At 41.7% G+C, this 12,761-nt stretch carries 14 protein-coding genes; 6 read left to right on the forward strand and 8 right to left on the reverse strand.

Annotated features, from left to right (window positions below):
- Window positions 1-299 precede the first annotated feature (299 nt).
- Window positions 300-710, forward strand: coding sequence for a nitrosocyanin (locus CPG39_RS06315; protein ID WP_013646882.1), 411 nt, complete (start codon window positions 300-302; stop codon window positions 708-710).
- Window positions 711-1,507: 797 nt separating this feature from the next.
- On the opposite strand, the gene CPG39_RS06325 is transcribed toward CPG39_RS06315, so the two are convergent.
- The gene (locus CPG39_RS06325; protein WP_096292557.1) at window positions 1,508-2,098 is read right to left on the reverse strand and encodes a cytochrome P460 family protein; all 591 of its coding nucleotides are present in this window, start codon (window positions 2,096-2,098) and stop codon (window positions 1,508-1,510) included.
- Between the two features lie 68 nt (window positions 2,099-2,166).
- Between CPG39_RS06325 and CPG39_RS06330 the strand changes: the two genes are divergently transcribed.
- The gene (locus tag CPG39_RS06330) at window positions 2,167-2,385 is read left to right on the forward strand and encodes a DUF1614 domain-containing protein (RefSeq protein ID WP_096292558.1); all 219 of its coding nucleotides are present in this window, start codon (window positions 2,167-2,169) and stop codon (window positions 2,383-2,385) included.
- A gap of 256 nt (window positions 2,386-2,641) precedes the next feature.
- Here CPG39_RS06330 and CPG39_RS06335 read toward each other — a convergent pair whose 3' ends face one another.
- Complete coding sequence (locus tag CPG39_RS06335; RefSeq protein WP_231990421.1) at window positions 2,642-5,683, reverse strand: EAL domain-containing protein; 3,042 nt, start codon at window positions 5,681-5,683, stop codon at window positions 2,642-2,644.
- Between the two features lie 410 nt (window positions 5,684-6,093).
- Between CPG39_RS06335 and smbP the strand changes: the two genes are divergently transcribed.
- Complete coding sequence (smbP, locus tag CPG39_RS06340; RefSeq protein WP_096292560.1) at window positions 6,094-6,444, forward strand: small metal-binding protein SmbP; 351 nt, start codon at window positions 6,094-6,096, stop codon at window positions 6,442-6,444.
- A gap of 308 nt (window positions 6,445-6,752) precedes the next feature.
- Here smbP and CPG39_RS06345 read toward each other — a convergent pair whose 3' ends face one another.
- Window positions 6,753-7,397 carry a helix-turn-helix transcriptional regulator gene (locus CPG39_RS06345; protein ID WP_096292561.1) on the reverse strand — a complete coding sequence of 215 codons (645 nt, stop codon included), beginning with the start codon at window positions 7,395-7,397 and terminating at the stop codon, window positions 6,753-6,755.
- Window positions 7,398-7,618: 221 nt separating this feature from the next.
- On the opposite strand from CPG39_RS06345, the gene CPG39_RS06350 reads away from it, so the two are divergent.
- Window positions 7,619-7,852 carry a hypothetical protein gene (locus tag CPG39_RS06350; protein WP_231990422.1) on the forward strand — a complete coding sequence of 78 codons (234 nt, stop codon included), beginning with the start codon at window positions 7,619-7,621 and terminating at the stop codon, window positions 7,850-7,852.
- Window positions 7,853-7,872: 20 nt separating this feature from the next.
- Window positions 7,873-8,301: a DUF2231 domain-containing protein gene (locus tag CPG39_RS06355; protein WP_096292562.1), complete on the forward strand. Its 429-nt coding sequence runs from the start codon at window positions 7,873-7,875 to the stop codon at window positions 8,299-8,301.
- 394 nt (window positions 8,302-8,695) lie between these two features.
- Here CPG39_RS06355 and CPG39_RS06360 read toward each other — a convergent pair whose 3' ends face one another.
- The 4 genes from CPG39_RS06360 to CPG39_RS06375 form a co-directional block, all read right to left on the reverse strand.
- Window positions 8,696-9,334, reverse strand: a complete 639-nt coding sequence (locus CPG39_RS06360; protein WP_096292563.1) for a tetratricopeptide repeat protein — start codon at window positions 9,332-9,334, stop codon at window positions 8,696-8,698.
- A 48-nt stretch (window positions 9,335-9,382) separates the two neighbouring features.
- Window positions 9,383-9,601 (reverse strand): hypothetical protein, encoded by a 219-nt coding sequence (locus tag CPG39_RS06365; protein ID WP_096292564.1) that lies wholly within the window; start codon window positions 9,599-9,601, stop codon window positions 9,383-9,385.
- 102 nt (window positions 9,602-9,703) lie between these two features.
- Complete coding sequence (locus tag CPG39_RS06370) at window positions 9,704-9,904, reverse strand: DUF2905 domain-containing protein (protein WP_074719670.1); 201 nt, start codon at window positions 9,902-9,904, stop codon at window positions 9,704-9,706.
- A gap of 28 nt (window positions 9,905-9,932) precedes the next feature.
- Entirely contained in the window at window positions 9,933-10,460 is a 528-nt protein-coding gene (locus CPG39_RS06375) for a lipocalin family protein (RefSeq protein WP_096292565.1), read from the reverse strand.
- Window positions 10,461-11,158: 698 nt separating this feature from the next.
- Between CPG39_RS06375 and CPG39_RS06380 the strand changes: the two genes are divergently transcribed.
- Window positions 11,159-11,353 (forward strand): hypothetical protein, encoded by a 195-nt coding sequence (locus CPG39_RS06380; protein ID WP_013646873.1) that lies wholly within the window; start codon window positions 11,159-11,161, stop codon window positions 11,351-11,353.
- Window positions 11,354-11,772: 419 nt separating this feature from the next.
- On the opposite strand, the gene CPG39_RS06390 is transcribed toward CPG39_RS06380, so the two are convergent.
- Window positions 11,773-12,735, reverse strand: coding sequence for an MBL fold metallo-hydrolase (locus tag CPG39_RS06390; RefSeq protein WP_096292567.1), 963 nt, complete (start codon window positions 12,733-12,735; stop codon window positions 11,773-11,775).
- Window positions 12,736-12,761 lie beyond the last annotated feature (26 nt).

A 12,761-nucleotide genomic window follows, 5' to 3' on the forward strand; every position in this document is an offset into this window, starting at 1 on the left:
CGTTCCCTGGGAGATACAACTCCATTCGTTATCTATGGCAGCTCAAACTTTCCGGAACACAAGAAACAGGCAAAAAAGCACGGTGCAATTGGCTCAACCAACCGCGCAGACGAACTCTTTCAGCTGGTTATGGAAATTATTGCAAGTGGCGTATAACGGAGAATCTGCCTCAAGCGCTGGGAAAATTCGATATTGACATATGGAATTATCCCCTCTAGAGTAAATGCCGCTTACGTGCTAAAAAGTACGAAGCAAGTACCATAATACTAAAATATATAATTTAAGAGGAAATATATACTATGAAAATAACCAAAATCATGCTCATAAGCTCTGTTCTTGGGTTGCTATTATCAGGCATCGCGCAAGCTGCAGAGCAAAATTTTAAAGTGGTTATCAATGCTTATGACACTACCATTCCAGAACTCAAAGTCGAAGGTGTAACGGTTACCAATATTCGTGCTTTTAATGTTCTCAATGAGCCCGAAACATTAGCTGTCAAAAAAGGAACTGCAGTTAAAATCACTGTAGAGAACAAATCACCCATTAGTGAAGGATTCGCCATTGATGAATACGAAATCAAAGAAATAATTAAAGCAGGAGAAACAAAAGTTATTTCTTTCGTAGCCGATAAAGCTGGTGCCTTTACTATCTGGTGTCAACTTCATCCAAAAAATATCCATTTACCAGGTTCTTTGAATGTCATCGAATAAAGAGCTTTAATATATTACGAAGTGCTTACTTTCTGCTTCTCAATGAAATGAGATCTAACAGTTAAATTGAATTTTGAATTCAACTGAATGATTCTTGCATCCTTAGTTACAAGTCACAAAAACAAACATGACTTGTAACTAAGGATAAAAATCGGGATTAAGATAATGTTTAACTTAACAAAAAGTCCAAGATAAAAAAAGCAATTTGCAGACTCTTTATTCATCACACATCAAATTGCCTAATTCCTCGAAATTTTCCGTAGCAAATTTGTAACCGTCTTTTCTCTTGCGCTAATTCATGCAGGCATTGCTTATTGCGTTCAATATAATGAGATGCTCGCAAAAATAAGCAAAGAAGCAACAATCCTTTTTAAGCGCTTGTTGAATGCATTTTTCTGAGCAACTCTTGCTTGCTATTTCTCAACAACAAATGGTTTTTAGGCAATTACTTGGTATGCCATATGGTCAGCTCCTCGTGCCACATGGATTTTTCAACGGCTTGATCTTCAGGAAAGCGTGTTCAGACTTTATCGTATACCCGCAAATGATAGATCATGTAGAGCAGCTTTTCACTCTCGGATCAGTAGCTTCAAGCTGAGCCAACATTCTCTTCTCCGGCATATTTTACCTCGGCCACACTAGAAAACTAAAGTGCCTCCAAATAACCGCCATTTCACGTGCGGTAATGAATCTAATGATGATTCTAAGAAATTTCCACTATATCCGAAATGGCAAAGAAGGTTATTCAGAGGCTCCTAATCACACCTCAGGTCAAAGCTGGATACACATCATTATTTTTATTTACTGGGCTTACCTGCACGTAATACCGGATAGAATTGGGTAAAGACCATATCGTGTGCGGCATGTTCCGTGTGGCAGGCCGCACATGCCTCATCAGCTTGGATGATACCTTGTTTGGCTTCATACGATTCAAAACCAAAAAATGCCCAGTTGCCGGGTCTTTCAGGATAGCGTTTGGAATCTTTCACCATAGCGGCAATACCATTGAATTCACCTGGGAAATAACCATTTCCGCTGGGTGATGCTTTGCTTCCAACGCCAGCTAACTCTTTAACGATAACTGTTCCGTCACGGAATTCACCTGTTTTCTTCCAGTGACCCCAGCTGGTAGGGTCAATATAGACATTATGAAATTCTGGAAAGGCTGCTTTATCATCGTTTAATTCATTGGGTGTCACAGATGCACCAATAAAAACCCATTCACGATAGCCTTTAGGAGTTAGCAATACATGTTCTTTAGTAAAGCTACCATAATTTAGCCCTTTATGTGCATGATGTGCATCAGAAGCAATCACTGGGTTCGCCAACACAATGGACAACAATACGGGAGCAATACTGCTTAATAACGTTTTTTTAAACTGTAACATAATAAGCCCTTAAGTTAGTTAAAGAAACATACAGAAAACAGCACCAACTTGTACTGCCTTCCTTTTTTATGGTAGTTAGACAAGGTGTCTTCGTCAAGGGATTATCAATCCGTGTGGAACAAAGTGCTTCGTTCGCGTATATCAGCGGCACATTGAAATTATTGATCGGTGCAGATTTATTACGCATAAAAGATATTTCCCGGCTCGCCACCTCGTATGCCTCGATCGGCGGGGCAGGTACATTGGGAATATTTTTCACGGGTATTGTAGCGGCTCTGCTGGCCTAACCAGCCATTGAAAACGTTTTCGAAGCAGCTGATCAAGACAAAAACAAGTGAAGGAATGTAATCTACAAAACCCCAAACCCAGAATCGCAGCGTCATCGCATCACTGCTCGCTCTTTCCACTGGCTGTAACCTTGTCACACAGGACACCTTTCGGAATCAAACTAACCGAATAATATGGATGCATCCACCGTAAAACATCTTCTCAGCTTGCTGCAGGATATTTATTTAACCATCAAATTTTTAAATGTAGCCTAATTTATTTGGGTAATATTTTACTGGGTCTACCGAAGTTATAACCTTGCACCAGATCGATACCCAACTTTTTAACCATTCTAAAAGTATCTTCATCTTCCACGTATTCTGCCACGGTTATTTTTCCTAATCCGTGCGCTACATCCACCATAGCTTTAACAAAAACCTGATTATCTCTATTATTGTGCAAGTCACTGATAAATAATCCATCTATTTTCAGAATCTCCACGCCTAAATACTTAAGATAGCCAAAGGTGGAAAAACCGCTGCCAAAATCATCCAGGCAAACCTTACAACCTGACTGATGAATGGACTCGATAAAGCGTTGAGCATCCTGAATATCAGAAACGGCAGCGGTTTCGGTTAATTCAATAATCAAGCGACTAGGCTCAACACCTCGTTCCATCAACAATTTTCGAATATAAAGCGGCAAGGAAGGCTCATCGAATGTCCGCCCGGAAATATTGATCGCCAGTGGCGGCATACTAAGATCATTGGCCAATTTCTCGATACACTCTTTTACGACCCAACGATCAATATCCAGAATCTGACCACTTTTCTCGGCAATTGGAATAAATTGACCTGGCATGATCAAGTGACCCGATCGCTCCAGATCACGCATTCTGATCAGCGCCTCGATATGACTGAGCATTTTATCACTGGTTAAATAAACGCCTTGAAAATGCAATTCGAACAGATCGTGTTCCAATGCTTGAGCGATCCTGCTACGCCATGTCATTCGTTGTAACATAACCTCGGAATCATCTCGTGTCGAATCATAAATTGCCCAAGTGTTCTTGCCTTGATTTTTGGCCTGATACATGGCCGTATCCGCATGCGCAATCAAATCTTCGGTGGTTTCGCCGTGCTCTGGAAAGATCGCTACACCCAAACTGCTTGTAAGACGAATATTTCTACCGTGAAAACGCAATGGAATCGATGAAATAGCAGTGATAATGCGGGAGGGTAAAACATTTATATCCTCATCCGGTTGAATAATGCTGAGTATGGCAAACTCGTCACCACCGAGCCGGGCGAAAATTTCGATCTGCCGAATGATGCTGGATACTTCCCCGGCGGCTCTGACTAATACCGTATCGCCCGCGCTATGCCCATACGTATCATTGATATATTTAAAATCATCCAGGTCGAAATATAGCAAAGCAAATTTGCCCCGGCTACGCAAACAGTTTGCGATCAAAGATTCGAGTTGCTCCTGAAAGCGATGCCGGTTGTAAAGACCGGTTAACGGATCACGTTCGGCTAGATACAACAATTGCTGAGCGGTTTGACGTTCCTGAGTAATGTCCTCATAAATCCATAATCGCCCTAGTATTCTCTCTTCTGTGTCAGTAACCGGGTAAGACAGCTGGGTTAGCATACGACCGTCGCTTAGCTCCAACTCGAAGCGCTCGCTAATTTCATGCGTATGCAGGATATTAAGGACAAATTTAGAAGCATGAGCCGGTTGTGCAAAACGTTCCGTCGATCTTTCCAGAACGGTTTTCGTGGGCAATCCTGTCAGATCGTCATGTTCATTAACTAGCCACATCCGCAAAAAAGCCGGATTCACGTATTCAACCCGACGTTCGTTATCTTCAAACAAAATACCAATGTTCATGGCTGCAAGCAAGGCACCCATGCGACTTTGTTCACGCTCCGCCAAAATACGTAGCTCGCGCTGATGCTTTTCGGATACCTTTAATTCTTCCAAAGAGTGATTCAGCGCTTCCTCACTTCTTTTCAAGGCAATTTCTCTGGTTTTGCGTTCTTCAATATCAGTGTGTATACCCAGCATACGCAACGGACGATTTTGATCGTCGTATTCCACCAGCTTACCCTGTGACAATATCCATTTCCAAGTGCCCTGCTGGGTAAGCTGGCGAAACTCCACCTGATAATCATCGCGCAAACCGCTAATGTATTCCTGATAAATTCGACCGACTCGTTCCTGATCATCCGGATGCAGGCGCTCCCGCAAACTACTGTTAGTTTCTACAAATGTATCAGGCGCATAACCGAGCATTAACGCATATTCCGGATTTACTAATACTTCTCCCGTTTGTACATTAAGATCCCACAGGCCCTCATTGGCAGCAGTCAGCGCCAGACGCAGACGCAACTCACTATTCATTAAATCTCGATGAGCATTCTTGCGCGCAGTCTGTAGGCCGGTGATTGAGCATGCGATCAACATATTGGTGGCGACAAAAACGCACAAAATAAAATGATCTAGCGTTAAAGAGCCATTTACAAAAGGACCCAGACCTTGTGCAGTACCCCAGGCTGCTATCATGGAAATAGTCGTTGCTGCTAGCACAGCATCAAGCGTACCTAAACGTAAACATGCCCAGATCAATGGCGGAAACACCAGAAAAGCGAGTGATAGTTGAAGATCTCCGAGTGCAAAAGCACTTCCGAATACTACCCACGCAATTACAACGCAGATAATGATAATGAAGATGGACTCGGCGTTTAAAGTTTCAGGACTAGTGGATTTATTTTTATAATGAGTCCACCAAACCAATATTAGCGGAGCAAAAATCCATATGCCCACAATATCGCCAAACCACCATCCTAGCCAGGCTTGTTGTATCTGATCCGCGATCAGGTTATCACTAATAAATAAGGCCAACACACCGAGACTGGATGGCAATAACATACAACCCGGCACGATGAGGGTAAACGCCAGCAAATCGCGGTTGCGCGAAAAATCATTTTTGAAATTGACCACTTGCTTAAGCAATATCGCACCTGATATCGGTCCCAGAGTGTTACCTAATGCAATGAGGCTAGCCGTGGATAACGTAAGATCACCCGTGGTTAAATTGACTAGCAATGCACCCAAAAAAATACCCGGCCAGCACCAAAATCCCCAAACCATGAGTGCCGCAAGCGCTATTCCCGCGGGTGGCCAAAATAAAGTAATGTTCGATCCCATATAGGGAAAAATCAAACCCAATTTTCCGGTTGCAAAATAGACTATGGTTAATAAAGCAACCCCTAAAACCTGAAACGCCAATGATGCAGTTTTCTTTTTTTTCATTTGCTTCAGTATTAAATTTTGAAAATCAAATTTGAACACAAGAATCATTATCTTACGTTACACCAAGATGCCTTCGGGACTAGGGCTCATATTTGTTATTGCGGACTATACAGCTTATGAGGTTACATAAAAATAGTTATCATGTACTGGTGGTGGAAGTTATTCTGAAAATTGTGACAAGTAATCTTTGGCATTGCGGAAACTCAGCAACGCGGGCCCATTGCACCTCAATTTTTAGTGTTATTATTTTGTAGCGATGTATGATATAAAGAAAGAATGTGCTATGAGCTATGTGAAATGTCCAGCAAATCGGCTCTTTCCATGATCGCTGCTATATGCAGTCAAATAGCACAATCTTTCTAAGGATGTTTTGGTATTATTTATCTTCAAGATCACAAGGAGTAATAGTCATGAAAACGATATCAAATATTATTGCAATTGGAGTATTGGCGCTTTTCTTGAGTACCCAGGCTATAGCATCGGATGCACCTGAGAAAATGAAAGCCATGGAACATATTGATGAAGCTATCAAGCATGGGAAAATGGGGCATGCCAAAGAGTTGCTTGAGCATGCCAAAGAAAGCAGGGACCAAGCTAATGCGGCATTGGCAGCAGGTGCCGATGCTCATATGGATCAAGCTGTCAAACATTTAGATGAAGCCATCAAGCATGCGGAAATGGGACATGCCGATGAAGCGACCAAACATGCCGAAGAAGCCCATAACCATATGCATCAGTCCGGTGGCAGAGCTCATAATTAAATTTTAACTTTGACACAGAATATGTACCCTCAGCATCACTGGGGGTACATCATAAACAAGGCATTCACTAAGAATTTCATTCAATTGAGTTTATTCAATACCAGTCACACCATTATCTTTCTTATTGCAAGTCAAGTGTTCATGCGCAATCTCGACGCAAAATAATGTGACGAAATCAATGCTTCAACCTGGGTACGGCAAGTGCCAAATACGATCAGCCTGAGGATATTGACTCCCAATGAAATTCGATTACCAATATGGCTAAAAGTATTTCTAAAATATAAGCTTCATGCGCTTCATGCAAATTTCTAACCAACAGGGCTTGCAATCGCAAAACAGCAGTAATTCCCTTTTTTCACTATACATTCTTTATGCTCGATATCAACCTTTAACAGCGAAGCCAAGAAACTCAAATCAAGCGCACAAAACCCCTGATACTCTTCCGCAAGCTTATAAAAAATACAGTTATTAGCGATAATCTCAGTATATCCCTCCGAAATCTGCCTCGCGCTTGCATCATAACCAAGCTCACACATAATGGTCACCACTTCACGCAATCTGTCAGCGGATGACAATTGTTTTGTCATCCGGCTTTCAAATTCTCCGGCCATTTGCTCTCCCAGCGAGCGTAAACACAGTTGTGACTCCTGTTCACCCAAATTTTTCTCAACCCAGGAAAGCAGCAGCTTTGCAATAAACGAATAGCGCCTTTGGAATAGCTCTAGGCCGCTCGGGGATAATGAATAAATTTTGCACGGCCTACCCCCTGTACTTTCCAGCATAGCACTCTGAATAAAACCACTACTGCCAAGACTGGAAAGATGCTGATTCACTGCGTTGCGGGAAATACATAACAAATGTGACAGCTCATCCACCGTAAGTCCATTGCGGTGGCGAAGTAAAGCGGTGACTAATGATTGTTGACTCTGACCTAGCAATGATAAAGAGAACATTCTAGCTTTTTGTAATAATTATTCTTAAAAGTTTTGGCATATTTTTATTGCAAAAGCTCCAAAATATAAAGTAAAGTACAAGTCCTCATAATATTATAGGAAGAGAGGAGAAATTAATGCTTACATATTTAATCATAGTTTTAGCAATTGCAGCTGTCGGTGGCGTTGTATTAGCCATGAAAATATTTTCCGGGCAGTTAGCACCGTGACCACTGTCCATCGTGCATGCTTTATTAGGTGCAACAGGTCTGGTCATGCTAATTTTGCTGGTTCTGGAAGGCTCAGGAGACGGACGTCTGACGGCCGCACTTGGTTTGCTTGTAGTGGCGGCATTAGGCGGATTCTATCTCGCTTCGATCCATGTAAAGGGTAGCATTGCACCGAAAAATGTCGTGCTCATCCACGCAGGCGTAGCGGTAGCCGGTTTTCTCACATTACTGAGTCTGTTTATTTAGCTTATCAGGAAATAATCCACATGAAACACCCTATCCACCCAATGTTAGTTCATTTTCCAATAGCAACCTGGTTTCTTGCAACAATGGCAGACATTGCCAGTCTTTTTACAAATGAACAAGTAGGTTGGGTAGCTGGGGTGTTGCTTGTCATCGGAACGATCACCGCATTGCTTGCGATGATGACCGGCCTATTGGAACTTGGAAAAATCGATCAACAGAGCCCTGCACTCAAGATTGCGAATCAGCACATGATACTTATGATGATCAGTTGGTCTTTTTATGCGGTCAGCTTATTTCTACGTCTAGATGGAACACATCTTGATCAACCAGGTTTAATGGCCATTTCCTTTTCGATAATTGGATTCATCTTTCTTTGCAGTGCAGGTTGGATGGGAGGGAAGCTCGTGTATGAATATGGTGTAGGTATTCAGCACCTAAAGAAAATTTAAATCAATAACCTGACCATCCTCTTTTTTGTAATGCAACTTATGACCTGTCGATAGTGCCTCGTATCAATTAATCTCGTATATCTTTCATCCAAAACTTTTAGTTTCTGATTAAGCTAAAACTATCAAAATGACCGTTTCTCTCAATTTAACCATGAGGGAATCCGTTCGCCGCTACCAAACCAAACCTAAATGACCAGGAAATCACCGAAGCATATACAAAACCACCTCGAGGTTATACAGTGTGTCATACGATCTCTGTCTCTCCTGCGCCAGATATGCACGGGGTAAAAATGCCTTTGCAAGTGATGTTGCAAAATAACAATGGTAAGGTGGTTCATCAATTGATGAAGGAAATCACCAGCGAAATTACCTGATAATCCACATGAATTTCAATTCAATCCGCTACGGATGATGCACTGCCCAATGCTTCCAGTTTTTCCAGTATGGATACCAATAATTCTTCATCGGGGTCTTGTCCCGCGCGTTTGCAACAAAGAACATAGGCATTGCAGAGTTTGAACATCAAGGGGTCAAATGCCATCGGCATCTGGAAAAACAAGCGACTTAATACCTGAATTCCGTGGACAAACGTTGCTGCGGCCAGCGCATCATCATTGTCGCGAGAAATAGAATCCAAAGTACCCAAACTCATCGCCAAATCCGGCTCAAATGCATCCGGATTTTTCGCGCTCAAACGTTCATAAATTTCTACTGCACGTCGCGCTACTTCCAAAGCTTCCTTGCAATGTCCCAACGCACTATAGAAACCACCCAGACTGGTCATGAGGTATGCTCGTAACCAGCGGCTGGACGGCTGTCCGCTATCCAGTTTAGGCTGATCAATCTGCAAGCGGATGGGCGCTTTGAGTTCGCCTAAGCTACAACCAATTAAGTCTAACCGGTTGAATTGCTGAATCCAGAGTTTGGTCTGCTGATCCAATGCTTTCCATTGTTCCGGATCGACCTGTTGCGATACTGTATTACGCAATACAGTCAAGGATTCCAGTGTTTTTGCGCGCGTTATTTTGAACAAAATTTCTTGGGCAAGCTTTTCGCTAAGTGCTTGATAGGCAGAAAATCGTTACTTTAGCTTATCATCCAGCCACTGCAAGACCTCCAATCCACCTTGGCCAAGACATTTAACTAATATAGGTAGAAGAATGCGCGTGATCACGCGCGTCTGCAATGGACCCAGGCCCCATTCCTTAAGCCACTGATGAATTATTGCATCCCGGTCTTTGTCATCCAGGAATTTCGCCCGTATTTTTTGTTGCTCTTCGGAAAGGGAAAGGTCAAGCATCTTTTATAATCAATGGCAAACGTGACAGGGGTATAAAGTAAAGTCGGAAACACGCCATGGGAATTCACACAAAATAAGAAAGCCCAGTAGACGCGAAAAACTTTACTTACGCAACCACCACATAATCAGTGTCAGTACAATGGAAATCACCAAACCGGTCATCAGAGGAAAATGAAAGCTAAAATTTTCGCGCTCGATATGAATATCGCCGGGCAAGCGTCCTAAGGGTAACTGCGATAACCAAGGCCACAACAGACCCAGCACGAGCAAAATGATTCCTAAAGTAATCAGTATCTGTTGCATAGCGTTTTATCCGATCAACATGCGAAACTTATCGTTTTCGCTCATCCTGCCGCGGAAATATCAACTTATCCGTTGCAAAACCCAGTTCTGCAGTTCGTTGCATGAACTGATCAATTAATGCATCGTTGACTGTTGGTGTTCTTGCTAAGAGCCACAGATACGACTTGTCATAGCTGGTCACAAAAGCGTATTGATAGTTTTCCCGATCCAATTCAAACACAATATAGGCACCATAAAATGGACCGAAGAAAGAGACCTTCAAATAACCTTCTTGCTGACTTCTGATGAAATATGCTTTGCCTGCCACTTCTTTCCACTTGCTCTCCGTCGTCGAGAAACCTTTATTGATAACTTTAACTCCACCGTCATCGCGCAAAAAATATTCCGCAGTCACGTTATACAGTCCACGTTCAAACGAGTGATCAAGCCGGGCAATCTCATACCACTTCCCCAAATATTTATTGAGTTCAAATCCGTGAACCGGTGCGATATTATGGGGTATGGATAAACACCCGCCAAGAAAAAATACAATAAAACCAATTATAAGGAAACGCATTTTCAAATACTCATAATGTCGTTAATACCGGGTACGGTATATCCTTCCTCACCTCAGGCATAAAATGTCGCCGGATTAGATTGACTGAACGTTACGCCCGTTCTGATCCATACCGACAAACCGGAATTCTCCAGAAAACAGATACCGAATACTACTGCATCCACTCTTCTCGCGACGATATTCTTGTTTGCTCCCTCGCCGATTAACCCACAAATGGTGAAAAATATAGCTGTTTGATTGCATTTTCTGGAGCGCAAATGGAATTAAGACACGCAGATAAACAAATACTCATAATTTTAGAATAATCACCTTTTTCTCCCCTTTTTCTTAATTACACCCCAGAGCCCCAAGATATAAAATTCAAATATTCAGTTAGTTTGCTTAGCTTCTCAGTATCTCCAGTGCGATTTCTTGCCTTTTGGAATCAGAATTTCTCAAAGAAAATTTAAAGGATCGAGCAGCAAATCATCGATGAAATTTGTTTATTTCTTATCCCTATAAGGTAGCAGGAGTTGCTAAGCGCTTATTATTATCAAATTAAACAATTAATTGTGACATGACAAAGCTAGATTCCCAAGTGTTCAGAAATAATGTGAATTAAATGTGAAATAAATGTGAACTTTTTGTGAAGTTATCCATCAAATGATCAACAATGCATTTTTAAACAACTTTGATGATTTTTAATTAAGGAGATTCTCATGACTACCAATCAAATTTTTGCTATTGCAGCATTAGTTATCAGTGGAGTTTTTTTTGGAGTTTTATTCATGGTTGGATTGCCACAATCAATTCTAGAATGGGTAATTACCGATGGTGCACTTGCTGTCATTCTTTATATAAGTTACCTAGCAATAGGTGCATTCAAAGGAACATCCAAACCAAGAATGCGTTAATTTAAAACAGCGATAGAAAAAGGCGTGTTTATAAGGAAAGCACTTCGTGCGAAATCCTCTTAATACACAATCTTAATAAACTTTATTTAAAGGAGATTTTATGAAAACAAGTCAAATTTTTATTATTTCAGCAATAATCATATCAATTACATTTTTTGGTGTTTTATCAGTGTTTGATTTACCGGAATCTATAACAGACTGGTTTATTTCTGATGTCATTCTCGGCGCGATACTGTACATCAATTATCTCGTGATTGCTATGTTAAGCGACTCTCCCAAAAGCAGAATGTATTACACGAGATAAAAAGTTACTGCATAGACTCTCCAATTTAATGGGATTAAGGTAATTAATTCAATTGCCCTGATCCCATTTTTTTACTCAAAAATTAAAATATAAGCCTGAGTTGGATCATTCATAATTACTTGAGTCGTTCAACTGGCCGATCAAGCCAATGAATCAAACCTTGTGCATTCAGACGGATATCCGTGTTCAAGAGCTCATTTATTTCATTTTGCGGCAATTGACAGCCATGTTCCGACAATTTCTGCAAAAGCAAATTTCTTAATGTTTCAGAAATGATTGACTGTCTCTCAGCCCCATTATCTTTTGCGCGTTGCGCAATCGCAACGTGCGCATCAATCAGATCATGCAGGGATTGGGCATGACAGGCTAAATTGCCAATCCGACTATAGTGGGTCAAATACGCATAGCATGGCTTATAGCTCATGATACGGTCGATTGAAGTATGTGCCGCAACAGGATCAAATTGAACAGGCGAAGTAGTCGGAAAAACAAATTCTCTTCCATTGACATCGAACTCCCGATACGAAACTCCAAAAGTATCACCCGTAAAAAAAGACTGACTACACTCATCATAGATGCAGTTATGGTGACGTGCATGGCCCGGCGTATCAAGAAACAATAGCGAACGCCCATTAAGATTAATGCGGCTTTCATCAGGCGCTTCCATGATACGCTCGATATCAATCGGAATAATTTCACCATATACACGTTTGAATTCGGCTTCTCCATAAACACTCATTGCACCGGCAACAAGCCGTATCGGATTTGCCATATGGCTCGCGCCACGAGGATGAACAACCAGCTTGGCATTCGGGAAAAATTGCATACACTGGCTTGCACCACCCGCATGGTCAAGATGAATATGCGTCAAAATTACGTAGGCCACGTCTTCAACAGCAATATTCTTCTGCTTGAGTGCTGCAATTACACCTGGAACGGAAAAGGATGTACCGGTATCCACCAGGGCGGCCACTCCTTTCTCGACAATCAAGTGTATAGCCGCTCTTCTAGGGCGGTGAAATTGCGCATCAATGGCACTGATGCCACATTCATAATCGGTAATAAGTGGTAATGACATATCTCTCCGTTTTTATGAAAATCTTT

It is taken from the genome of Nitrosomonas ureae (genome assembly GCF_900206265.1).
Taxonomy (GTDB): Bacteria; Pseudomonadota; Gammaproteobacteria; order Burkholderiales; family Nitrosomonadaceae; genus Nitrosomonas; species Nitrosomonas ureae_C.

Excerpts from the sequence above, each read along its gene's own strand:
- CPG39_RS06315 (WP_013646882.1), top strand. The coding sequence starts at position 300 with ATGAAAATAACCAAAATCATGCTCATAAGCTCTGTTCTTGGGTTGCTA.
- CPG39_RS06325 (WP_096292557.1), bottom strand. The coding sequence starts at position 2,098 with ATGTTACAGTTTAAAAAAACGTTATTAAGCAGTATTGCTCCCGTATTG.
- CPG39_RS06330 (WP_096292558.1), top strand. The coding sequence starts at position 2,167 with ATGGTAGTTAGACAAGGTGTCTTCGTCAAGGGATTATCAATCCGTGTG.
- CPG39_RS06335 (WP_231990421.1), bottom strand. The coding sequence starts at position 5,683 with ATGAAAAAAAAGAAAACTGCATCATTGGCGTTTCAGGTTTTAGGGGTT.
- smbP (WP_096292560.1), top strand. The coding sequence starts at position 6,094 with ATGAAAACGATATCAAATATTATTGCAATTGGAGTATTGGCGCTTTTC.
- CPG39_RS06345 (WP_096292561.1), bottom strand. The coding sequence starts at position 7,397 with ATGTTCTCTTTATCATTGCTAGGTCAGAGTCAACAATCATTAGTCACC.
- CPG39_RS06355 (WP_096292562.1), top strand. The coding sequence starts at position 7,873 with ATGAAACACCCTATCCACCCAATGTTAGTTCATTTTCCAATAGCAACC.
- CPG39_RS06365 (WP_096292564.1), bottom strand. The coding sequence starts at position 9,601 with ATGCTTGACCTTTCCCTTTCCGAAGAGCAACAAAAAATACGGGCGAAA.
- CPG39_RS06370 (WP_074719670.1), bottom strand. The coding sequence starts at position 9,904 with ATGCAACAGATACTGATTACTTTAGGAATCATTTTGCTCGTGCTGGGT.
- CPG39_RS06375 (WP_096292565.1), bottom strand. The coding sequence starts at position 10,460 with ATGCGTTTCCTTATAATTGGTTTTATTGTATTTTTTCTTGGCGGGTGT.
- CPG39_RS06380 (WP_013646873.1), top strand. The coding sequence starts at position 11,159 with ATGACTACCAATCAAATTTTTGCTATTGCAGCATTAGTTATCAGTGGA.
- CPG39_RS06390 (WP_096292567.1), bottom strand. The coding sequence starts at position 12,735 with ATGTCATTACCACTTATTACCGATTATGAATGTGGCATCAGTGCCATT.